At 69.9% G+C, this 21,572-nt stretch carries 20 protein-coding genes and 1 pseudogene; 12 read left to right on the top strand and 9 right to left on the bottom strand.

Features of this window, described 5'->3' with window-relative positions:
* Positions 1–108: 108 nt before the first annotated feature.
* From ACYVL2_RS02735 to ACYVL2_RS02725, 3 genes are read right to left on the bottom strand one after another with little or no spacing between them, the layout of a single operon-like run.
* A complete protein-coding gene (locus tag ACYVL2_RS02735; RefSeq protein WP_460539945.1) occupies positions 109–867 on the bottom strand; it encodes an SDR family NAD(P)-dependent oxidoreductase in 759 nt (252 codons plus the stop codon).
* The gene (locus tag ACYVL2_RS02730; protein WP_460539943.1) at positions 864–2,144 is read right to left on the bottom strand and encodes an enolase-like domain-containing protein; all 1,281 of its coding nucleotides are present in this window, start codon (positions 2,142–2,144) and stop codon (positions 864–866) included. Before ACYVL2_RS02730 ends, ACYVL2_RS02735 begins: the two co-directional genes overlap by 4 nt.
* Complete coding sequence (locus tag ACYVL2_RS02725; RefSeq protein ID WP_460539941.1) at positions 2,141–2,971, bottom strand: fumarylacetoacetate hydrolase family protein; 831 nt, start codon at positions 2,969–2,971, stop codon at positions 2,141–2,143. The genes ACYVL2_RS02730 and ACYVL2_RS02725 overlap by 4 nt, the downstream gene beginning before the upstream one ends.
* A 146-nt stretch (positions 2,972–3,117) precedes the next feature.
* Here ACYVL2_RS02725 and ACYVL2_RS02720 point away from each other — a divergent pair.
* Positions 3,118–4,260 (top strand): annotated as a pseudogene (locus ACYVL2_RS02720) (RNA-guided endonuclease InsQ/TnpB family protein).
* An 86-nt stretch (positions 4,261–4,346) separates the two neighbouring features.
* Here ACYVL2_RS02720 and ACYVL2_RS02715 read toward each other — a convergent pair.
* Positions 4,347–5,198: an amidohydrolase family protein gene (locus tag ACYVL2_RS02715; protein WP_460539938.1), complete on the bottom strand. Its 852-nt coding sequence runs from the start codon at positions 5,196–5,198 to the stop codon at positions 4,347–4,349.
* Positions 5,195–6,184 (bottom strand): aldo/keto reductase, encoded by a 990-nt coding sequence (locus ACYVL2_RS02710; RefSeq protein WP_460539936.1) that lies wholly within the window; start codon positions 6,182–6,184, stop codon positions 5,195–5,197. The genes ACYVL2_RS02715 and ACYVL2_RS02710 overlap by 4 nt, the downstream gene beginning before the upstream one ends.
* Before the next feature lie 90 nt (positions 6,185–6,274).
* Here ACYVL2_RS02710 and ACYVL2_RS02705 point away from each other — a divergent pair, with 90 nt between their 5' ends.
* From ACYVL2_RS02705 to ACYVL2_RS02690, 4 genes are read left to right on the top strand one after another with little or no spacing between them, the layout of a single operon-like run.
* Positions 6,275–6,973, top strand: coding sequence for a GntR family transcriptional regulator (locus ACYVL2_RS02705; RefSeq protein ID WP_460539933.1), 699 nt, complete (start codon positions 6,275–6,277; stop codon positions 6,971–6,973).
* 15 nt (positions 6,974–6,988) lie between these two features.
* A complete protein-coding gene (locus tag ACYVL2_RS02700; protein WP_460539931.1) occupies positions 6,989–7,699 on the top strand; it encodes a (Fe-S)-binding protein in 711 nt (236 codons plus the stop codon).
* Entirely contained in the window at positions 7,696–9,078 is a 1,383-nt protein-coding gene (locus tag ACYVL2_RS02695; protein ID WP_460539929.1) for a lactate utilization protein B, read from the top strand. Before ACYVL2_RS02700 ends, ACYVL2_RS02695 begins: the two co-directional genes overlap by 4 nt.
* Positions 9,075–9,665 carry a LutC/YkgG family protein gene (locus ACYVL2_RS02690; RefSeq protein ID WP_460539927.1) on the top strand — a complete coding sequence of 197 codons (591 nt, stop codon included), beginning with the start codon at positions 9,075–9,077 and terminating at the stop codon, positions 9,663–9,665. The genes ACYVL2_RS02695 and ACYVL2_RS02690 overlap by 4 nt, the downstream gene beginning before the upstream one ends.
* Here ACYVL2_RS02690 and hepT read toward each other — a convergent pair.
* From hepT to ACYVL2_RS02675, 3 genes are all read right to left on the bottom strand, one after another.
* Positions 9,652–10,098 carry a DUF86 domain-containing protein gene (gene hepT / locus ACYVL2_RS02685; RefSeq protein ID WP_460539925.1) on the bottom strand — a complete coding sequence of 149 codons (447 nt, stop codon included), beginning with the start codon at positions 10,096–10,098 and terminating at the stop codon, positions 9,652–9,654. The genes ACYVL2_RS02690 and hepT overlap by 14 nt on opposite strands.
* A complete protein-coding gene (locus ACYVL2_RS02680; protein ID WP_460539923.1) occupies positions 10,095–10,508 on the bottom strand; it encodes a nucleotidyltransferase family protein in 414 nt (137 codons plus the stop codon). The genes hepT and ACYVL2_RS02680 overlap by 4 nt, the downstream gene beginning before the upstream one ends.
* A gap of 90 nt (positions 10,509–10,598) precedes the next feature.
* A complete protein-coding gene (locus tag ACYVL2_RS02675; RefSeq protein ID WP_460539921.1) occupies positions 10,599–11,291 on the bottom strand; it encodes a glycosyltransferase family 2 protein in 693 nt (230 codons plus the stop codon).
* Between the two features lie 95 nt (positions 11,292–11,386).
* Here ACYVL2_RS02675 and ACYVL2_RS02670 point away from each other — a divergent pair, with 95 nt between their 5' ends.
* The 6 genes from ACYVL2_RS02670 (at position 11,387) to ACYVL2_RS02645 (ending at position 17,846) form a co-directional block, all read left to right on the top strand.
* Entirely contained in the window at positions 11,387–13,504 is a 2,118-nt protein-coding gene (locus ACYVL2_RS02670) for a hypothetical protein (protein ID WP_460539919.1), read from the top strand.
* Positions 13,505–13,513: 9 nt separating this feature from the next.
* Entirely contained in the window at positions 13,514–14,089 is a 576-nt protein-coding gene (gene dcd / locus ACYVL2_RS02665) for a dCTP deaminase (RefSeq protein WP_460539918.1), read from the top strand.
* A 59-nt stretch (positions 14,090–14,148) separates the two neighbouring features.
* Entirely contained in the window at positions 14,149–14,946 is a 798-nt protein-coding gene (locus tag ACYVL2_RS02660) for a mechanosensitive ion channel family protein (protein ID WP_460539916.1), read from the top strand.
* A 137-nt stretch (positions 14,947–15,083) separates the two neighbouring features.
* Entirely contained in the window at positions 15,084–16,256 is a 1,173-nt protein-coding gene (locus tag ACYVL2_RS02655) for a mechanosensitive ion channel family protein (protein ID WP_460539914.1), read from the top strand.
* 17 nt (positions 16,257–16,273) lie between these two features.
* Positions 16,274–16,870, top strand: coding sequence for a TetR/AcrR family transcriptional regulator (locus ACYVL2_RS02650; RefSeq protein ID WP_460539912.1), 597 nt, complete (start codon positions 16,274–16,276; stop codon positions 16,868–16,870).
* Between the two features lie 70 nt (positions 16,871–16,940).
* A complete protein-coding gene (locus ACYVL2_RS02645) occupies positions 16,941–17,846 on the top strand; it encodes a hydroxymethylglutaryl-CoA lyase (protein ID WP_460539911.1) in 906 nt (301 codons plus the stop codon).
* A gap of 121 nt (positions 17,847–17,967) precedes the next feature.
* Here ACYVL2_RS02645 and ACYVL2_RS02640 read toward each other — a convergent pair whose 3' ends face one another.
* Positions 17,968–18,549, bottom strand: a complete 582-nt coding sequence (locus ACYVL2_RS02640) for a hypothetical protein (RefSeq protein WP_460539909.1) — start codon at positions 18,547–18,549, stop codon at positions 17,968–17,970.
* Positions 18,550–18,742: 193 nt separating this feature from the next.
* Here ACYVL2_RS02640 and ACYVL2_RS02635 point away from each other — a divergent pair, with 193 nt between their 5' ends.
* Positions 18,743–21,565 carry an ATP-binding protein gene (locus tag ACYVL2_RS02635; protein WP_460539907.1) on the top strand — a complete coding sequence of 941 codons (2,823 nt, stop codon included), beginning with the start codon at positions 18,743–18,745 and terminating at the stop codon, positions 21,563–21,565.
* The last annotated feature ends 7 nt before the right edge of the window (positions 21,566–21,572 follow it).

The following is a 21,572-nucleotide window of genomic DNA, read 5'->3' as shown; positions in this document are numbered from 1 at the left end:
GCGATTCCGTCCTTATGGCCCGAATTGATGCACTCTACCGTGGTCGATGGGGCAGAAGAGATTCGATTCGGGACCGCTCCCTCCGGCACGGAATCGGCCAATCGGGGTTCAGCGCACGAGGCGGAGTCCGGACATGCCGCCGTCGACGGCCAGGCTCGTGCCGGTCAGTGCCCGGTTGGCCGGGTCGGCGAGGTAGACCACGGCGGAGGCGACCTCGTCGGCGCCGACGAGACGGCCGGTCGGCTGACGGGCTTCGAGCCGGGCCCGTTCGGCCTCGGGGTCGTCGGCCTGTTCGAGCAGCCGCGCCACCCAGGGGGTGTCGGCGGTGCCCGGGGCGACGCAGTTGACGCGGATGCCCTCGGCGACATGGTCGGCGGCCATGGCCATGGTCAGGGAGTGCACGGCGCCTTTGGAGGCCGAGTACAGCGCCCGCTTGACCAGGCCGGCGGTGGCGGCGATCGACGAGGTGTTCACGATCGCGGGGGCCTCGGACTCGCGCAGGTGCGGCAGGCAGGCGCGGGCGAGCCGGACCATGCCCAGCAGGTTGACGTCGAGCACCCGGATCCACTGCTTGTCGGAGTTCTCCTCTACCGTGCCGACCGCGCCGATGCCGGCGTTGTTGACCAGCACGTCGATGCGGCCGAAGCGTTCGACGACGGCCGCGACGGCCTGGCGCACCTGGTGGTCGTCGGCGACGTCGCAGCGGGTGGACCAGTGCCGCTCGCTCTCGTCGAGGTCGAGCACGGCCGGATTCGCGCCGCGATCGGCGAAGGCGTCGGCGCAGGCCGCGCCGATCCCCGACGAACCGCCGGAGATGACGACGGTGAGGCCCTCGAATCCGGTCGTCGCGCTGTGCGGAGCGTTCATCGGCGATCTCTCCATTCTGGACCATCTGGGAAGGCGTAGTGACGCAGGCTCTCGGGTTTCATCTCGGCGGAGAAGCCCGGCATCCGGGGAGCCCGGTAGCGGCCGTCGTCGATCACGGTCGGCTCGACGAAGTGCTCGTGCAGGTGGTCGACGTATTCGATCACCCGGTCCTCCATCGACGCGCTCACCGAGGTGTAGTCGAACATCGACAGGTGGCAGACCAGCTCGCACAGCCCGACGCCGCCGGCGTGCGGGCAGACGGGGACGCCGAACTTGGCCGCCAGCAGCAGGATGGCGAGGTTCTCGTTGACCCCGGCCACGCGCGCGGCGTCGAGCTGGAGGAAGTCGACGGCCTGGGCCTGCAGCAGCTGCTTGAACATCACGCGGTTGTGGCAGTGCTCGCCGGTCGCGACCTTGATGGGCGCCACGCGCCTGCGGATCGCCGCGTGGCCGAGCACGTCGTCGGGGCAGGTCGGCTCCTCGATCCACCATGGATCGAATTCGGCCAGTTCGCGCATCCACTCGACCGCGCGGTCCACGTCCCAGCGCTGGTTGGCGTCCACCGCGATCCGCACGTCCGGGCCCACGGCCGCGCGCGCGGCGGCCAGGCGCCGCCGGTCGTCGGCCGGGTCGGCGCCGACCTTGAGCTTGATCTGCCCGTATCCGTCGGCGACGGCCTGCTTGGCGAGCCGCACGACCTTCTCGTCGGAGTAGCCGAGCCAGCCCGGCGAAGTGGTGTAGGCCGGATAGCCGTCGCGTTCGACCTCGGCGATGCGCCCGGCCTTGCCGGGTTCGGCCGCGCGCAGGAGCTCGAGCGCCTCTTCGGGGGTGAGCGCGTCGCTGAGGTACCGCCAGTCGACGCAGTCGACGATCTGCTCGGGGGTCAGGCTCGAAAGGTACTTCCAGAGCGGCATTCCGGCCCGGCGGGCGGCCAGGTCCCAGGCGGCGTTGACCAGTGCGGCCGCGGCGAGGTGCATGACGCCCTTCTCGGGCCCGAGCCAGCGGATCTGGGAGTCGTGGGTGAGCCTGCGGTAGAACTCGCCGAGGTCGTCGGCCTCGCGTCCGACGACGTATTCGGCGAGCGTTTCGATGGCGGCGCAGCAGATGTCGTTGCCGCGGCCGATGGTGAAGGTGAACCCGTGGCCCTCGTGGCCGTCGTCGGCGCGGAGGACGACGTAGGCGGCCGAGTAGTCCGGGTCGGGGTTCATCGCGTCGGAGCCGTCGAGGCTCATGGAGGTCGGGAACCGGACGTCGGTGACGTCCACCGAGGTGATCATCCCTGCACTACCGGGTTCTTCGTCGCGCCGAGGCCGTCGATGCCGACCTCGACGGTGTCGTCGGCCTTGAGGTACGGGAACCGGCCCGACAGGGCGACGCCTTCGGGCGTGCCGGTGAGCAGCAGGTCGCCGGGGTCGAAGGCCATGAACTGCGACATGTGGCAGACGGTCTCGGCCACCGGGAAGATCATGTCGGCGGTGCTGGAGTCCTGGCGGATCGCGCCGTTGACCTTGGACCACATGCGCAGTCGCTGCACGTCCACGATCTCGTCGGGAGAGACGAGGGCGGGGCCCAGCGGCGAGAACGTCGGGCAGGCCTTGCCTTTGGAGAACTGGCCGCCGGAGCGCTCGATCTGGAACTCTCGCTCGGACAGATCGTTGGCGACGACGAAGCCGGCGATGCACTCGAACGCGGCCTCCGGTGAGGCGAGGTACGAGGCGCGCTTGCCGAAGACGACCCCGAGTTCGACCTCCCAGTCGGTCTTGGTCGAGCCGCGCGGGATCTCGACTTCGTCGTTCGGCCCGACGACGGTGTTGGGGTGCTTGAAGAACACCACCGGTTCGCTGGGGGGCTCGGCGCCGGATTCGGCGCAGTGCGCGGCGTAGTTCATGCCGATGCAGACGATGGCGCCGGGCTTGGCGATCGGGGCGGCGATCCGCTCGCCGGCGATGTCGATCTTCGGGAATCCGGCCACACTGGACACGCCGCCGCGGGCGAGGAAGTCGCCGTCGATGTCGCCGAAGTGTCCCGAGAGGTCGTAGTGCTCGCCGTCGTGGCGGACCACGGGCGTCTCGAGACCGGGGGCGCCGATGCGCATGTACCTCATCAAATCTCCTTCGAGAAAACCCGGGCCTTCAGGCCCCGGAGGAAACGAACTCCTGTCGAGCAGGTCAGGGATCGGTGAAGGCGTCGCCTTCGTCGCCTGCCCGCCCCAGAGCCGGACCTACCAGACATACACGTATATTGTGAGACGTGAGTGTCCAGACACATCACCGGGCCCACCGGTTCCGGTGTTACCCGAACAGCGAGCAGGCCGAGCAGCTGGCCCGCACGTTCGGGTGCGTGCGCCTGGTCTACAACAAGACACTCGAGTACCGACACAAGGCCTACGCCCGCCGCAGGGAATAGGTCACCTACAACCAAAGCTCGGCCATGCTCACCCGCTGGAAGCGAACCGACCGGTACGCGTTCTTGAACGAGGTCTCCAGTGTCCCGCTCCAGCAGGCCCTCCGGCACCTGCAGCAGGGCTATGCGAACTTCTGGAAGGGCCACTGCACCTACCCGCGATTCAAGAAGAAGCGGGCCGTGGCCGGCTCGGCCGAGTACACCCGCTCGGCGTTCAAATGGGACGCCGGAAAGCTCACACTCGCCAAGCAGTCCGAGCCACTCAAGATCCGCTGGTCGCGCGAGCTCCCACACGGTGCGGTCCCCTCGACGGTGACCGTCTCCCGCGACAGCGCGGGCCGCTGGTTCGTGTCCCTGCTCGTTGAGCAGGACATTCCAGCCCTGCCGAAGCAGACCGAGGCGATCGGCGTCGACGCCGGGCTGACGGCCCTGTTCACCCTGTCCACGGGTGAGCGGATCGCCAACCCGCGCCACGAACGCAACGACCGCGACCGCGCCAGACGGTGCCAGAAGGAGCTGTCCCGCAAGACCAAAGGCTCCAAGAACTGGGTCAAGGCCCAGGTCAAGCTCGCCCGGGCCCACGCCCGGATCGCCGACCGGCGTCGCGACTTCCTGCACAAGCTCACCACCCGGCTGGTCAACGAGAACCAAGTGATCGCCGTGGAGGATCTGGGCGCGCGCGGGATGCTCGCGAACCATCGCCTGTCGCGTGCGATCGCGGACGCGGCCTGGGCCGAGTTCCGCCGCATGCTCGAATACAAGGCCGAATGGTACGGACATACCGTGGTCGTGGTCGACCGGTTCCTGCCGTCGTCGAAGACCTGCTCGGCCTGCGGGACGCTGGTCGAGCGCATGCCGCTGCCGCAGCGGACGTTCCGCTGCCCCGAGACCGCGTGCGGGCACACCGAAGACCGCGACATCAACGCGGCCAAGAACATACTGGCGGCCGGGCTGGCCGTTGCAGCCTGCGGAGACGGTGTAAGACACTGACACCCCATGGGCGTTGGCGCGACGGTCGATGAAACAGGAAACCCGGCCGGGCGACCGGCCGGAATCCCCTGATGGGGAAGAAGAAGTCAAAGGACTCCTAGCTTGTAAGTCCGGGCGGCCGTGCCGGCGAAGACGTCGGGGTCCTCGCGGCCGAGAATCTCGGTGAGCGCGTCCTTGACGCGGGTGTAGCCGGCGGCCAGTTCGCAGACGGGCCAGTCGGATCCGAACATGAGCCGGTCGGGGCCGAACAGTTCGAGGGCGGACTGGACGAACGGTCGCAGGTCCTCGGGGGTCCATGTCTTCCAGTCGGCCTCGGTGACCAGGCCGGACAGCTTGGCGGTGACGTTGGGCTGCCCGGCGAACGGGGCGACGGCCTCGCGCCATGCCCACAGCCCGTCGGAGCCGTGGCGGATCTGCGGCTTGCCGAGGTGGTCGAGCACGAACGTCAGCTCGGGGACGGCCTGGGCGGCCTTCGCGGCGGCCGGAAGCTGGTCGACCCTGACGACGAGGTCGAAGGTGGGGACCGCTTTCGCGACGGCCCCCAGCGCGGCGATGACTTCGCCGCGCGCGAGGAAGTCGGCGTCCGGGCGGTTCTGGACCTGGTCGCGCAGGCCGACCAGGAAGCGGGAGCGCGGGTGGGCCTGGTAGCGGGCCAGGATGCCGCGGAGGTCGGGGTCGAGCAGGTCGATGTGGCCGACGACGCCGGCGATCTCCTTGACGGAGCCGGCCAGGTGCAGGAACTCGACGGTCTCGGACGGGTGGCCCCATCCCGCCTCGACCAGCACCGTGCGGTCGACGCCCGCCTCGGCGAGGTTGGCGCGCAGCTCGGCGATGCCGTAGTCGCGCTTGATCTTGGCGAACTCCGGCTTGGAGGCCAGCCAGGGGTAGTCGGCGGTCCAGACGTGGTGGTGGGCGTCTATGACGAGTTGGGTGTTCATGACGGTGTGGGTGCCTCCTCGGCCAGCAGCCCGTTCCGCTTCAGGTCCTGCCACAAAGCGGCGGGAATGGGGTGGGCGAACATCGCGAGGGCGTCGTCGACCTCTGCCGGATTGCGGGCGCCGACGAGGATCGACGCGACCGCGGGGTGAAAGGCGGGGAACTGCAGGGCGGCGGCGCGCAGGGGCACCTCGTGCCGCGAGCAGATGTCGGCGATCGCTTGAGCGCGATCGACCAGATGTGGTTCGGCGGCGGTGTAGTTGAACGTCGCGCCGGGGCGCGGGTCGGCGAGGATGCCGGAGTTGAAGACCCCGGCGGCGATGACGGAGACGCCGCGGCTGCGGCACAGCGGGTAGAGCCGCTGGAGGGCCGACTGGTCGAGCAGCGTGTAGCGGCCGGCGATGAGGGCGAGGTCGAAGTCGCCGCGTTCGACCATGTCGGCGGCGGCGTCGGTGGAGTTCATGCCGATGCCGATCGCGCCGACGCGCCCGGACTCCCGCAGTTCGGCCAGCGCCCGGTAGGTGCCGGCCATGGCCTGGTCGGGGTGGTCGTCGGCGTCGTGGACGAGGGCGATGTCGACGCGGTCGAGGGCGAGTCGCTCGAGGCTGCCGGCATGGGTCTCGAAGGCCGCCTCGTACGAGAAGTCGAACGCCGAGGCCTTGCCGTTGGGTTCGGCCCACAGGTCCCAGGGGCCGTCGTGGTCGACCAGGACGCGTCCCATCTTGGTCGAGACGGTCGACTCTTCGCGCGGCAAGCCGTTGAGAGCGCTCCCGAGGCGCGTTTCGGACAGGCCGGCGCCGTAGTGCGGGGCGGTGTCGAAGTACCGGATGCCGCCGTTCCAGGCGGCTTCGACGGTCGCGGCGGCGACGGCGGGTTCGACGGGGCTGAACAGGCCGCCGATGGCCGCGCATCCGAGTCCGACCGCGGTGACCGTGACGTCGGTGTCGCCGAGGCGGCGCCGCTCGAGGGCGGGGCTGGTGGTGGCCACGGGGGTCTCCAATGCGGACGTGCGGGCGGTTCGCGGGAGCTCGGCGTGTGCGTCGAGGCAGGGTCGACAATATCCTATAGGATATATCCTATGGGAGAAGCACTGGTGTGGCCCGAACGACAGACGCTCGCCGACGAGGCGTACACCGAATTGAAGTCGCGCATTCTGCAGAGCGTCCTCGAGCCCGGGGTCAAGCTCAGCATCGACGCGCTGGCCAAACGACTGGAGATCTCGCAGACGCCGATCCGCGAGGCATTGGCGCGCTTGGAGAGCGAGGGCCTGGTCGAGCGCAGGGCGCTGGTGGGGTACAAGGTGACGCCGCTGCTGACGCGCGAGGAGTTCGAGGACCTGTTCGAGATGCGGCTGCTGCTCGAGCCGGTGGCCGCGAGGCGGGCCGCCGCCCGCTCGGAGGAGTGCGGGCCGGATGTGCCCGCGGCGCTGCGGATGCTTGCGCGCACGCCGAGCTACAGCAGCGACGCCAAGCTCAGCCAGCTCGACTTCACGGAGGCCGACCAGCGCTTCCACAACTACGTCGGGGAGGTGAGCGGCAGCCCGATGCTCGCCAGGTCGATCGAGCGGCTCGACGCCCACCTGCATCTCCACCGCGCCTACATCGCGCCGACGGCGATCGAGGAGACCGAGGACGAGCATCGCGCCGTCGCGGAGGCTATCATCGACCGGAAACCGCTTGCTGCAGAGGAGGCGATGCGTCGCCACCTCGAGAACTCCCGCCGACGGCACGCCGCGGTCTTCCTCGAAGGCGAGGCGTCCGATGGCCACGACGAATGAGGTGAACCGAACCCCTTGAGTCGCATAGGTCTCTTCATCACCTGCGTCAACGACGCCCTCTTCCCCGAGACCCCCAAGGCCGTCGTCACCGTCCTGGAGCGCCTCGGCTACGAGGTCGACTTCCCCGAGGCGCAGACCTGCTGCGGCCAGATGCACGCCAACTCGGGGTACCGCTCGGACGCCGTGAAACTCGCCGCCTCGTTCGAGCGGGTCTTCGCGGGCTACGACGCCGTGGTCACCCCCTCCGGCTCGTGCGCCGCCATGACGCGAGACCAGTACCCGGAGCTGACCGGCACCGACATCGGCGAGCGGGTCTACGAACTGTCCGAGTTCCTCCTCGACCACGCCGGCGTCGACGACGTCGGCGCCCGCTTCCCCCACAAGGTCACCTACCACCCCACCTGCCACGGCACCCGCGCGCTCGGCCTCGGCGACAAGCCGCTGCGGCTGCTGCGCGCCGTCGACGGCATCGAACTGGTCGACCTGCCCGAGGCCGACCAGTGCTGCGGCTTCGGCGGCACTTTCGCGCTCAAGAACACCGAGGTCTCCTCGGCGATGCTCGAGGACAAGTGCCGCCACGCCGCCGACACCGGAGCCGAGTACCTGGCCGCGGCCGACAACTCGTGCCTGACCCACATCGGCGGCGGACTCTCCCGCCGCCGGTCGACTTCGGCGTCGACACCGCGGCCCATCCACTACGCCCAGATCCTGGCGAGCACCGCATGAGCGGCGCGTTCCCGGAAGCCGCCAAGGTCGCGCTCGGCATGCCGCAGCTGCGATCGAACCTCGCCCACGCCACCGGCACGATCCGCGCCAAGCGCGCGTCGGTCGCCGCCGAACTCGACGACTGGGAGCCGCTGCGCAGCGCCGCCGCGGCCGTCAAAGCCGACGTGCAGCGCCGGATGCCCGAACTCGCCGTCGAGTTCGAGCGCAAGGCCACCGAAGCCGGGGCCACGGTCCACTGGGCGCGCGACGGCGAGGAAGCGAACCGGATCGCCGCCGACCTCACCCGCGAGGCCGGCGCCGACGAGGTCGTCAAGGTCAAGTCGATGGCCACCCAGGAGATCGAGCTCAACGAGCACTTCGAGGCCGAGGGCCTGGCCGCCTGGGAGACCGACCTGGCCGAGCTCATCGTGCAACTGGCCGAGGACCGGCCGAGCCACATCCTGGTGCCGGCGATCCACTACAACCGCACCGAGATCCGCGACATCTTCCGAGGGCGCATGCAGGACGCCCCCGAGGGCTTGACCGACGACCCGGCCGCGCTGGCCGAGGCGGCGAGGCTCCACCTGCGCCGCCGGTTCCTGTCGGCGAAGGTCGCCGTCTCCGGCGCGAACTTCGCGATCGCCGAGACCGGCTCGCTGGTGGTCGTCGAGTCGGAGGGCAACGGCCGGATGTGCCTGACGATGCCCGAGACGCTCATCAGCATCGTCGGCGTCGAGAAGCTGCTGCCGCGCTTTGCGGACCTCGAGGTCTTCATGCAGTTGCTGCCGCGCTCCTCGACCGGGGAGCGGATGAACCCGTACACCTCCGTGTGGACCGGCGCGGCCGAAGGCGACGGACCCCAGAACGTCCACATCATCCTGCTCGACAACGGCCGCACCGACGTGCTGGCCGACGAGGTCGGCCGCCAGGCGCTCTCGTGCATCCGCTGCTCGGCGTGCCTGAACGTCTGCCCGGTGTACGAGCGCACCGGCGGCCACGCCTACGGCCACGTATACCCGGGCCCGATCGGCGCGATCCTCGCTCCCCAGCTGGAGCCCGGTCGCCACGACGACCTGCCGTACGCCTCCAGCCTGTGCGGCGCGTGCTACGAGGTCTGCCCGGTGAAGATCAACATCCCCGAGGTGCTGGTCCACCTGCGCCAGACCGGGCCGCACGCCGCCGGCGAGAAGGCGGCGATGGGCGCGGCCGAGGCGGTCATGGCCCGGCCGAGGCTGTGGCGGGCGGCGTTGAAGGCCGCCAGGTTCTTCTCGCTGCCGTGGCGTCGGCGCGGCCACGTGCGCCGACTCCCCTGGCCGGGATCGAAGTGGACGGTCAGCCGGGACATGTCGGTGCCGCCGAAGGAGAGTTTCCGCGACTGGTGGAAGGAGCGCGAGCGGTGAGCGCCCGCGAGGAGATCCTGGCGCGCATGCGGCGCGCTCTGGACGGAGCCGGACCGGCCCCCGAGGTCCCGCGCGAGTACCGCCGGTCCCTCGACGAGGGCACCGACGTCGTCGAGATGCTCATCGACCGCCTCATCGACTACAAGGCCGACGTCCACCGCGGCCTGGAGGCGATCCCCTCGGCGCTCGGCGAGGCGAAGCGGGTGGTGGTGCCCGCCGACCTGCCCGAGGCTTGGAGGCTCGGCCCCGCCGAGTTCGTACCGGACGAGGCGCTGGCGACCGCCGACCTGGACGCGGCCGACGCGGTCCTGACCGGCTGCGCGGCGGCGGTGGCGGTCTCGGGCACGATCATGCTCGACGCGGGCCCCGCCCAGGGGCGGCGGGCCATCACGCTGGTGCCCGACCACCACGTGATCGTGGTCGAGCGCGCCAAGATCGTCGGCCACCTGGCCGAGGCGCTCGGCATGGTGGACCACCGGCGCCCGCAGACGTGGATCTCCGGACCGTCGGCCACCAGCGACATCGAACTGCAGCGGGTGGAGGGCGTCCACGGCCCCCGCCGCCTCGACGTCGTCATCCTGGACTGACCGGACCGGTCACGAACTTCGCGACACTGCGGATGTACTCCCGATACCCGGAGAGCGCCTTCGGGATCGCCGCGGCGAGCATTTCGGTGTCGGTCTCGAGATATTCGTGAACCAGGACGTTCCGCATGCCGGTGCTCGGACCGAGATTCGCGGCGAGCTCCGGAGTGATCGCTCCGGTCCGTGCCACGAGGTCGAACGACTCCCGGTAACTCTGCGCCGCCGTGCCCAAGTGTTCCGCGCAAAGATGCTGGTTGACCGACACGGCGATGTCCACGGCCTGAATGATGATGCGTTCGACGGCCAGACGGACGATGTCATCGGGAGGGCGAACGGACAAATCCGGTGGGGCGATCTCCTCGAGCCGGTCCAGGAGCCGTCCCATGAGGTGCAGCCGCCGACTGACGATGGCTTGAGCCCCCTGCGGGTCGCTCATCGGGCCATCAGCCTCAGGCTCAGCTCGCGCATCGGCGTCGTCTCAGCGAACTGACTCAGCGCCGCCATGCGGACTTCGGCGAACCGTCCCGGCACCCGCTCATAAAGCGGCACGGTTCCGAGCAGTGCTTCTCGTCGCGCGACCGGATCGGCACGGTCGAGCACCATGATGTCGATGTCGCACGGGCCCGTCACCTCGCTGAACGCTTGATACAGGTCCAGCAGCGCGAGCCGGGGCCGTCCTCCCCGCGTGGACACCGCGATGTCGAGGTCCTTCGGGTTCATTGAGCCGCGCACAGTCGAGCCGAAGGCCACCACGAGATCGAGTCCGAACCGCTCGCACAGCGCGTCGAGTCGCCCACTCGCGGCCGCTTGCCGCAGTCGGGCCAGTCCTTCCGAAGGCGATGTCATGTTCTCACCATAATCGCTCTACTCGGTGGGAGCCATCCGACTTTCCGGACGGCGATGAACCCGGAGCGGTCTGGAGGAGCGCGGTCGGGCTCAGCGACGGCGGCGGACGCGTTCGCGGCTGAGGAGCCACAGGGCGTGGACGCCGTCGGTCCACGTGATCTTCTTGCCCTCTTCGCGGCTGCGCGCGGTATAGGAGATCGGCACTTCGAACGGGCGATAGCCGCGTTTGAGGAGTTTCGCGGTCAATTCCGCCTCCATGCCGAAACCGGCCGAGCGCACCTGCAAGTCGAGGTACAACTCCCTGGGCATGAGCTTGTAGCAGGTCTCCAAGTCCGAGATGTAGGAATTGAAGAGGACATTGGCCGCCAGAGTGATGCCCTTGTTGCCCATGACATACCAGAACGAATAGGCCGAATGGGAACCGAAGGTGCGCGAACCGTAGACGACCGTGGCCTTCCCGTCCAGGACCGGCGAGAGCAGCTTCGGCAGGTCACCGGCCTCGTATTCGCCGTCGGCGTCGAACACGACCACGTAATCGCCTTGGGCCGCCTTCGCGGCGGTGCGGATCGCCGCGCCCTTGCCGCGATTGCGCCCATGGCGGATGAGCCGGACCCGCGCTTCGTCCTCAAAGGATTGCATGACCTGCCAGGACCGGTCGCGCGAACCGTCGTCGACCGCCACGATCTCCGTCTCGCACGGAAACTCCACGGCGAGGAGCTCCTTCAGCGTCCCGGCGGCGAGGCGCTCCTCGTTGAACACCGGAACGAGAATCGACAACAACATTGCTGCTCCGTCTCCGCGGATCCGAATACGATCACATAACGATAACTTGAACTCGCCCTTGCGCGCCAGGCCGGGACGTCGTGTTGAATAGAGCGGTGCTGCTCGTTATGTGGCTGCTCGTCCTGCTGCCTTCGCTCGCCTACGCGCTCCGGCCGCTCGAAGGGGCGGTCGTCGCTCCGATGCGGCTGGCCGTCGTCCGAGCCGCGGTCCTCCTCGGTGCGTGGGCGATCGCGACCGTGGAGATCACCTCGGCCTTCGACGCCCTCGGCACCGCCTCCTTCCTCACCTCCTGGATCGCCGCGACCGTCGCCGTCCTCGGCGCGGTCGCCGTCCGCTGCCTGCGCGACGCCGCGCCCGCCGAGCACCGCTCCATCGGCGACCGGATCCGCGGCCGCCGCGGCGCCACCAGGCGCACTTGGCGGCGCACCAAGTCCGCCGCCGCGGCCGCGCCCGCCTGGCAGTGGGCGCTGGCCTGCGCGGTCGTGATCCTCTTCGCCAGCGCCGCCGTCCTGGCCGTCGCCTCGGCCCCGAACAACTTCGACTCCCAGACCTACCACCTGCCGCGCATCGAGCACTGGGTCCAGAACGCCACCGTCGCGCCCTACGCGACCGACATCCACCGCCAGATCGACATCAGCCCCGGCGCCGAGTACCTCCTGACCCACCTGCGCGTCCTCACCGGCGGCGACGGCGCCTACAACCTGCTCCAGTACCTCGCCGCGATCGGCGCGGCCCTGGCCGCGTCCCGCATCGCCGCCCAGCTCGGCGGCGGCCCCATGGCCCAGCTGACCACCGTCTTCGTCCTCGTGACCACTCCCGAGTTCCTCCTCCAGGCCACCAGCACCCAGGTCGACCTCGTCGCCGCCGCGTGGGTCGCCTGCCTCGCCACCCTCGTGCTCGACGAATTCACCCGACCGGTCGAAGCGGCCGGTCCGGCCGTCTTCGGCCGGCCCGGCGCGAAGGCCCTGCGCCCGCCGGGCAGCGACGCGCTGTACCTCGGCCTCGCGCTCGGCCTGATCGCCGTCACCAAGTCCACCGGCCTGCTCGCCGCCGCAGCGCTGCTGCTGGTGTGGGGCATCGGCCGCCTCGTTCGCGACGGCCGCCGCGGCAAGCCGTGCCTGTGCGGACGCGAACCGGGGCACTGCACCCGCGACGAAGTCGCCCCCGCCCTGTCGGCCCGGCTGCGCACCGTGCTCGCCTCCGTCGCCGTCCTCGTGCTCGCCGCCGCACTCGTCGGCCCCTTCCTCGCCCGCATGCACTCGACCTTCGGGCATCCGCTCGGCCCGCCGATGCTGCGCGAGTCCATCGGCGTCGAGACGACCGATCCGCGCCTGCTGGCCGTCAACGCCCTGCGCATCGCCCAGACCGCCACCGACACCCCGGTCAGACCGGTCTCAGAGGGCCTCGCCGCCGGTGTCGAGGGCTTCGCCGACCTGCTCGGCGTCGACGTCAACGATCCGGCGGTCACCTTCGGCGACACCGCGTTCCCCGTCCCGGCCTGGTATCCCGACGAGGACCGCGCGGCGTTCCCGCTGACCGGCCTCGGGATCGTCCTGGGCCTGCTGTGGTTCTTCTGGAAGGGCCCGGGCCTGCGCCGCGCCTACGCCACCGCCCTGGTGGCCGCCTTCCTCCTGCTGGCCTGCACCGTCGCCTGGCAGCCGTGGATCAACCGGCTCATGCTCTTCCTGGTCGTCCTCGGGGCCCCGGCCGCCGCGATCGCGGCCGCCCGCTTCGCGCGCGTCATGGTCGGCAACCGCCGCAGCGTCCTCGCCGGGACGCTGGTCACCGCCCTCGCCGTCACCGCGGCGCTCGCCGGGCTCCTGACCGTCGCCTACGGCTTCCCGCGCCGACTGACCGGCGCTTGGGCGGTGTTCAGCATCGACGACGACGAGGAGCGGTTCGTCCGCCGCCTCGAATGGCTCCCCCAGTACGAGGAGGCGGCCGCGGCCGTGGCCGAGTCCGACGCCCGGAACGTCGGCATCGTGCAGAGCAACGACTCCTGGGAGTACCCGTGGTGGGTGATGCTGCCCGACGAGGTGGAGCTGGTGGCGATGCAGTCGGTCGTCCCCGGCAGGCCGGGCGCGGACATCGACGAGGTCGACGCCGTGGTCTGCGCCGAAGACCTCGACGACTGCGCGTCGATCGTTCCCGACGAGTGGGAGCTGGTCGAACTCGGCACTGTTGCCTATGCCGTGGATCCGGAGGCGCGTTAGCCTGTGGCCATGCTCCTAAGCGACCGCGACATCGCCGACGCCGTCAAGAACGGACGGCTCGGCATCGAGCCGTACGAGCCCGAGCTGGTGCAGCCCTCGAGCGTCGACGTGCGTCTCGACCGGCGCTTCCGGGTGTTCAACAACCAGAAGTACACCCACATCGACCCCGCCATGCGCCAAGACGAGCTCACCGCCCCCGTGGAGGTCGACCCCGACGAGCCGTTCGTGCTCCACCCCGGCGAGTTCGTGCTGGCCTCGACGCTGGAGGTCGTCTCCCTGCCCGACGATCTGGCCGCGCGACTGGAGGGCAAGTCGAGCCTCGGCCGCCTGGGCCTGCTGACCCACTCCACGGCCGGCTTCATCGATCCGGGATTCTCCGGCCACGTGACCTTGGAGCTCTCCAACGTCGCGAACCTGCCGATCACACTGTGGCCGGGCATGAAGATCGGTCAGCTGTGCGTTTTCCGACTCTCCTCGCCCGCGGAGCACCCCTACGGCACTCCGGTGAACGCCTCTCGCTATCAGAATCAGCGCGGGCCCACGCCGAGCAAATCCTGGCAGAAATGGCGCGTTTGGCCCACCTGACCGAGCGACATTTATGGGAATATCCCCGATAACCGTCGTTTTCGTCTTATTCTGCTGGCATGGACATTACGCAGAGCCTCCAGAACGCCTTCGACGACATCGTGTCGTTCGTGCCCAAGGCGCTTGCCTTCCTTGCCATTCTCCTCATCGGCTGGTTCATCTCAAAGTGGATCGGCAAGCTGGTCGGCAAGCTGCTGGGCAAGGTCGGCCTCGACCGGCTCGGCGAACGATCGGGACTGCGCCGATTCACCGGCAACTACGAGATGAGCACTTTGTTCGGCAAGCTCATCTACTACATGCTGCTGCTGTTCACGCTGCAGTTGGCATTCGGCGTGTTCGGCCCCAACCCGGTCTCGAACCTGCTGACCGGATTGGTCGGTTGGCTCCCGCAGCTGTTCGTCGCGATCCTCATCGTCGTGGTCGCCTTCGCGATCGCCAACGCCGTCTACGGACTGGTGAGCAACGTGCTCTCGCAGGCCGCCTACGGCCAGACGCTGGCGAGGATCGCCCAGGTCGCGATCATCTTCATCGGCGCGGTCGCCGCCACCAGCCAGGCCGGCATCGCCGACAGCGTCACCGAGCCGATCATGTGGACGGTGCTCGCCGCGGTCGCGGGCGTCATCATCGTCGGTGTCGGCGGCGGCCTCATCGGCCCCATGCGCCAGCGCTGGGAGCGGATGCTCAACTCGGCCGAGACCGAGACCGCCAAGATGAAGGAGACGCAGCAGTCGCCGTCGGACCCCATGGCGCGGAGCTATTCCTCCGAGCGCTACGGATCGCAGACGGACACGCAGACCCAGACCCCGACCCGTTCGCAAGCCGAGTCCCGGCCGCAGACGCCGCGGACCGAGCCGTAGTGATGCCATTGCGCGGCAAGCAAAAATGAATTAGCCGCTCGATCGTCGGCCGTATTCCCATGGTGTGGAATGCGGCCGACGACTTTTGCCCGGACGGGATGAGAGAGGAATTCTAGTTTCCCTATAACCTGTGCTGTATGCGCAATCTCGACCCCTGGTTGGTCATCCTCGCCGTGGCGGTGTTCTCCGCCCTGGTCGTCAGCCTCGCCCGGCTGCTGACCAAGTGGCTGCTGCTGCGCCACGCCTCCGAGCGGTGGTCGCGCCTGATCGGGAAGGCACTGCGACCGGCCCAATTGATGGCCTCCACCGGAGGCGTCCAGATACTCCTCCACACCCAACGCGACGTGCCCGGCTGGGGCGGCGGCCCCGACGGATGGAACTCGAACCTGAGCCAAGGGCTGCTGTTCGCCACGGTCGCCAGCGGCGCATGGCTGATGTCGAATCTGCTCAGTGTCGCCAAAGACCCCGTCCAGGAACGCTGGGGCTCACTCCGACAAGACGATGTGGACGGTCGCAAGCGGCGGACGCAGGTCATCGTCATGTACCGCCTCATCTCGGCCGGCGTGTGGCTGGTCGCGATCGGACTCATCCTGTTCAACATCCCCGAGCTCAAGGCGCTGGGCCAGACCATGCTCGGCGCCGCCGGCGTGGCCGGCGTGGTCGCCGCGCTCGCGGCCCAGACGATGCTCTCGAACATGTTCGCCGGCATGTCCCTGGCCTTCGGCGATGCGCTCAGGCTCGAAGACGTCGTCGTCATCCAGGGCGAGTGGGGCCGCATCGAGGAGATCACCCTGTCGTACGTGGTGGTGCGGATCTGGGACGAGCGCCGCTTGGTCCTGCCGACCTCCTACTTCAAGGACAACCCGTACGTCAACTGGACCCGCAACAACCCCGAGGTCCTCGGCACGGTCAAGTTCGACGTCGACTGGCGCCTGCCGGTCGACGAGGCCCGCGCCGAGCTGCGCCGCTTCCTGACCACCAGCCCGCTGTGGGACGGCCGCAACTCCGGCATCGTCGTCCTCGACGCCACCGGCCCCTACATGCGGTTGCGCCTGACCATCTCGGCGGCCAACCCGTCCGACCAGTGGGACCTGCGCTGCGAGGTGCGCGAGCACATGATCCGGTGGATCACCGACAAGTACCCGCACTGCATCCCCCGGATGCGCGTCAACTCCTACCAGTCGGTCATGGACGTGCGCACCGGCAACTTCCCGTTCGCCGAGGCCGACGCCGAGAACGGCCCGATGCAGACCGAGATCCAGGCGCTCCTCAGCGACACCCCCATGGAACAGCGACGCAGCCAGAACTGAGAGGTAATCTAGCGCCGGTGAACTTCGAAAACGACGACGGCCGGACCGGGTCCAAGCGCCGCCGCGAAATCCTCGACGTGGCGGTCACGATGCTGGCCAAGCACGGTTACCACGGCGTTTCGATGGACGACATCGGCGCGGCCGCCAACATCACCGGCCCGGCGCTCTACCACCACTTCAAGGGCGGCAAAGAGCAGATGCTCGCCGACGCGCTCATCCCGGTGTCCGAGCGGCTCCTGGCCGGAGGCCGCCATTACGCGTCCCTCCACTCCGGTCGGCCGCGCGTCGCCCTCGAAGCGCTGGTCGACTTCCACCTGGCCGTCACGGTCGACTCCCCCGAGATCGTCATCCTCCACCTCCACGAGCTCGACCGGCTCCCCGAGGAGCCTCGGCGCGAGGTCCGGCGGCTGCAGCGCCTCTACGTCGAGGAATGGGTGCGGGTCCTCTGCGAGATCAGCGAGGGCCTCAAGCCCGAGCAGGCGCGCGTCATCGCCCACGGCGCTTTCGGCCTGATGAACTCCACCCCCTTCCTCGCCCTCGGCCAGGAGGTCGGTCCCGAAGAGGTCCGCAGCCTGCTCCGCGAGGCCGCGCTACGGGCCCTCGCTCCCGTATAGCGGGATAGCATGGGGTCGGGACCGCACGCCACGGTTCCGCGACCGTTGCCGTGAGCAGGGAGGCGATCACATGCACCAGCCCGACCGGGTCTCACTGCGCGAGGTCGCCCCGCGCGACGGCCTCCAGAACGAGCCGCCGGTGCCCACCGAGGACAAGATCCGCCTGATCGACGCGCTCTCCCGCACCGGAGTGTCCCGCATCGAGGCCGTCAGCTTCGTCCACCCCAAGGCCGTCCCGCAGATGGCCGACGCCGCCGAAGTCTGGCAAGCGGTCGAGAAGCACCCCGGCATCCACTACAGCGCCCTGGCGCCCAACCTCAAGGGCGTCCAGCGCGCCGTCGATGCCGGATTCTCCGCGGTCGAAGTGGTCGTCTCGGCCTCGGACACCCACAACCGCGCCAACGTCGGACGCTCGACCGAGGAGTCGATCGCCGAGTTCGGCGACATCGTGCAGCTCGCCCACGAGCACCTCGCCGGAGTGGAGGCGATCATCGCCACCAGTTTCGGCTGCCCCTTCGAAGGCGACGTCGACCCCGCCCGTGTGGCGCGCCTCGTCGACGCGCTCGCCGAGACCGGCGTCGACCGGATCGCCTTCGGCGACACCACCGGCATGGGCACCCCGCGCCGGGTCGGCGACCTCCTCGACGCGGTCGACACCGACCTGCCGATCCTCATGCACTTCCACGACACCCGCGGCACGGCGCTGGCCAACCTGCTGACGGCCATGGACCGCGGCGTGACCGAGTTCGACGCCAGCGTCGGCGGCCTCGGCGGCTGCCCGTTCGCGCCCGGCGCTTCGGGCAACGTCGCCTCCGAGGAAGTGGTGCACATGCTCCACGACATGGGCGTGGAGACCGACGTCGACCTCGAGGCGCTCACCGACGTGGCGGCCCTCGCCCAGGAGGTCGTCGGCCGCAGGCTCGAGTCCGGCGTCCTGCGCGCCGGCCCCCGCACCCGCCTGACCGAACGGCCCTGAGCACGGAGAACGGGGCCCGGAGGTCTCGAACCTCCCCCGAGCCCCGCACCGGACGCCGGCCACGGGATCTGATCGCGTGCGGCGCCCGGTATGCCGGGTAAACCTCCGAAAACCCGGCGGCTCATTCGGGCGGGATGTGCTCGGCGAACTTCCACGTCGCCATCACCGCCGCCACCACCAGCAGCCCGAACACGCCCCGCCAGCCGAACCACGGCAGCGCGAACAGCCCGCCGACGGCCGCGCTGACCCCGGCCAGCACCGCCAGCGCCGACAGCGCCGTCGATCCGTTCCCGTCGCCGACCCGCGCCTCGACCAGCACCCGCCCGGAGACCGCGATGACCAGTCCGGCGGCGGAGCCCATGAGCAGCGCCGTGACGAGCATGAACGCGAAGTTCGGGACGAGCGCGGCGGCGAGCGCGGTCAACGTCAGGCCGGCCAGTGCGCCCGAACCGGTCCACCGGGCCGGTCCGAGCGGTCCGGTCCTGCGTGCGCTGTTGGCGGCGGCGACCAGGCCGAGCGCGAACGCGGCCAGGGGCCACAGGCGAGTGCCGGCGCCGGCGCCGAACGCGGCGCTGACGTCGCCGATGAGGAAGGCGAGCACGGCGGCGGAGGCGAAGGCGGTGGCCTGCGCGTACGTCGCCGATAGGACGGGGGCCCACCGCAGTGCGGCGGCGGGCCGGTGCGGGCTTGTCGTGGTGGACATGGATTCGAAGCTATGGGCGTCCGCGGGCGCCCGAGTAGGTCGATTGACCGGTCGGCGCTACTGGGAATCACCCAGTCGCCGGGCCCGGTAGGTTCGGGCCCGGTCGACCCCAGTCGTTTGACAGATGCGACTGGGCCGGCGCGCGGTTAGGCTGGCTACAGTCCCTTTTTCTGCGACGAGGACTGGAGTCGCCGTGAAGTCCACCGCCCGCCCCGCAGGGGCCTCGAACGACGCTGCCGCGGTGGACCGCGAGGTCGGCTCGCAGGCTATGGCGCTGCGCGATCCGCACGGCTCGCGAACGGTGCTGTACGGCCGCGACGACGAGCTGGACACCATTCAGGCGCTTTTGGACGGCGCCCGAGTCGGCCACGGCGGGGCGCTGGTGGTGCGCGGTGAGCCGGGGATCGGCAAGTCCGCGATCGTCGACGCGGTGGTCGATCGGGCCGAGGGCTATACGGTCCTGCGCACGCTCGGCGTCGAGGCCGAGCACACGTGGTCGTACGCGGGCCTGCAGATGCTGCTGCACCCGCTGCTGGACCGGATCGGCAATCTCCCGGCCGCCCAGGCCGAGGCGTTGCGGACCGCGCTGGGCATGGGCGACGGCACCGGCGGCGCCCAGCGGCTCCAGGTGGGCTTGGCGGTGCTGAACCTGCTGGTCGACGCTTCGGCGAAGCGCCCGGTGTACGTGGTGATCGACGACGCCCACTGGCTCGACTGCGATTCGACCGACGCGCTGCTGTTCGCGGCGAGGCGCCTGTCGACCGAGTCGATCGCGATGGTCCTGGTCGTCCGCGACGGTTTCGCCCCGAACTTCCCGGCCCCGGGCATCCCGGCGCTCACGCTGGGGCCGCTGGACATGGAGGCGTCGCAGGCCATTTTGGACATCCGTTCGGATTCGGTGCCGTTCACCAGCCGTGACTGGATCCTCCGTCTCGCCGAGGGCAATCCGCTGGCGCTGCTGGAGCTCCCGGTGGCCGACCACGAGGACCCGCTGCGGAACATCGAGGCGTCCAACAGCCGCTATTCGACCACTTCGCGCATCAAGCAGGCGTTCACCGAGCGGATCATCGCGCTCCCGGAGACGACGCGGACGATCATGCTCGTGGCCGCCGCCGAGGAGACCGGCGAGACCGCCGTGATCACCGAGGCGGCGCAGCGGCTGGGCGCGAGCCTGTCGGACCTGGAGCCGGCCGAGATCGACGACCTGGTCAGGTACCACATGGGCCGGATCGAGTTCGTGCACCCGCTGATCCGTTCGGCCGCCTACCACGCCGCGCCGCGGGCGCGGCGCATCGACGCCCACCGGGCGCTGTCGGAGGCGTTCGGCGAAGGCGACATCCGCCACGCCCGCCACCTGGCCGCCGCGACGACGGGCCTGGACGAGAAGGCCGCCGCGGCGCTCGAGGCGATCGCGTCCTATGAGGCCGAACGCGGCGGATGCGTCGCCGAGATGGTCGCCCTGGAGCGGGCCGCGTCGTTCACGCCGGACGCCGACGAGCGGGCCCGCCGCCTGGTGGAGGCCTCGCAGACCGCCTACGCCGCGGGGCTGGTGGAGAAGGCCCTCGAGCTGGCCGAGAAGGCCGAGCGGCTCACCGAGAACCACGTGCTGCTGGCGCGCACCGCGCTCATCAGGGCCACGATCCTGTCGTGGGCCGGGGACGCCGGAGCGTTCGACGTGTGGATGGAGTCGGCCGAGCACTACGCGGTCACCGGCCACGAGAACACCGGCTACCCGCTGCTGCGTGGAGTCTGGAACGCCTGGGAGACCGGCGATTTCGCGAAGGTCGAGTACGCCAACGAGCTGGCCACGCGTTTCGGCGGTTCGAACAACACCTGGGCGAAGCGCCTGGCGCGGGCCGCGGCGGGGCTCAACCGGCGCCCGTGGGTGTTCGCGAGCGAGGCGGTGGACGCGCTGCGGAGCCTGTACGACTACTACCAGCCGCTCCATGACGACTTCCGCCGTTTCGACCAGGTGTTGGCGGCGCGTTGGCGGCTGCTCGCCGGCGATGTGCCGGCCGCGCATGTGGCCGCGAGGGAGAAGGTGCGCGACTGCCGTGAGGCGGGCGCGACCAGTCCGCTCATTCAGGCGCTGCTGGTGCAGGCGCAGACGCAGTTGCATTACGGCCGCTACGCGGACGCGCAGGCGTCGGCGACGAGCGCGATCGAGTTGGCGGCGGAGACGAACGACCGGCGCGCGCTGATGCAGGGCCGGGTGTGGGTGCTGCTGCCGATCGCGGCGATCCGCGGTGAGGAGCGGCGGTGCCGTGAGTTGATCGCGGCCGCGATCGAGGACGCGCCGGAGGATTCGGTGATCCCGGCCGACACGTCGCTGGGTCTGCTGGATCTGGGCTTGGGCCGGTACGAAGCGGCGTTCGAGCGGATGCAGCGGCTGGCCGAGGGCGCCACGCCGATGGAGGTGCTCACGCAGGTGCCGACGCTGGTGGAGGCCGCGTTCCGCGCGGGCCGGGTCGAGGAGGCGAAGGAGGCGTTCAACTGGTTCGCCGACTGGGCCGATGCGACGGGCCGCCCGTACTGGGAAGCGCTGGTCGAGCGCTGCCATGGGCTGCTGGCGGCGGACGCGGAGGCCGGGGCGCATTTCGCGCGGGCCGTGGAGCTGCACCGGGCCGATGACATCGACCCGTTCGAGCGGGCCCGCACCGAGCTGGTGTTCGGTGAGTGGCTGCGCCGGGAGCGCCGCATCAACGAGGCGAGGGCGCATCTGCGGGAGGCGACGGAGCTGTTCGAGCGGTTGGGCGCGGTCCCGTGGACCGAGCGCGCTCAGGGCGAGCTGCGTGCGGCCGGCGACTCGACGGCGATCAAGACCGGTCCGGATCTGGCCGAGCGGTTGACGCCGCAGGAGCTGCAGGTGGTGCGGCTGGCCGCGGAGGGTCTGACGAACCGGCAGATCGGCGAGCAGTTGTTCGTGAGCCCGAGGACGGTGGGCTACCACTTGTACAACGCCTACCCGAAGCTCGGTGTCTCCTCCAGGACCGAACTGGCCAAGCTGAACCTGTGAGTCGCCC

The sequence above is a fragment of the Glycomyces halotolerans genome, from assembly GCF_054779575.1.
This window is presented reverse-complemented; position numbering and strand designations above follow the sequence as displayed.

Coding starts and splice junctions, on each gene's coding strand:
- ACYVL2_RS02735 (WP_460539945.1), bottom strand. CDS start 867: ATGAACGCTCCGCACAGCGCGACGACCGGATTCGAGGGCCTCACCGTC.
- ACYVL2_RS02730 (WP_460539943.1), bottom strand. CDS start 2,144: ATGATCACCTCGGTGGACGTCACCGACGTCCGGTTCCCGACCTCCATG.
- ACYVL2_RS02725 (WP_460539941.1), bottom strand. CDS start 2,971: ATGAGGTACATGCGCATCGGCGCCCCCGGTCTCGAGACGCCCGTGGTC.
- ACYVL2_RS02715 (WP_460539938.1), bottom strand. CDS start 5,198: ATGAACACCCAACTCGTCATAGACGCCCACCACCACGTCTGGACCGCC.
- ACYVL2_RS02705 (WP_460539933.1), top strand. CDS start 6,275: ATGGGAGAAGCACTGGTGTGGCCCGAACGACAGACGCTCGCCGACGAG.
- ACYVL2_RS02695 (WP_460539929.1), top strand. CDS start 7,696: ATGAGCGGCGCGTTCCCGGAAGCCGCCAAGGTCGCGCTCGGCATGCCG.
- hepT (WP_460539925.1), bottom strand. CDS start 10,098: ATGAGCGACCCGCAGGGGGCTCAAGCCATCGTCAGTCGGCGGCTGCAC.
- ACYVL2_RS02680 (WP_460539923.1), bottom strand. CDS start 10,508: ATGACATCGCCTTCGGAAGGACTGGCCCGACTGCGGCAAGCGGCCGCG.
- ACYVL2_RS02675 (WP_460539921.1), bottom strand. CDS start 11,291: ATGTTGTTGTCGATTCTCGTTCCGGTGTTCAACGAGGAGCGCCTCGCC.
- dcd (WP_460539918.1), top strand. CDS start 13,514: ATGCTCCTAAGCGACCGCGACATCGCCGACGCCGTCAAGAACGGACGG.
- ACYVL2_RS02660 (WP_460539916.1), top strand. CDS start 14,149: ATGGACATTACGCAGAGCCTCCAGAACGCCTTCGACGACATCGTGTCG.
- ACYVL2_RS02655 (WP_460539914.1), top strand. CDS start 15,084: ATGCGCAATCTCGACCCCTGGTTGGTCATCCTCGCCGTGGCGGTGTTC.
- ACYVL2_RS02645 (WP_460539911.1), top strand. CDS start 16,941: ATGCACCAGCCCGACCGGGTCTCACTGCGCGAGGTCGCCCCGCGCGAC.
- ACYVL2_RS02640 (WP_460539909.1), bottom strand. CDS start 18,549: ATGTCCACCACGACAAGCCCGCACCGGCCCGCCGCCGCACTGCGGTGG.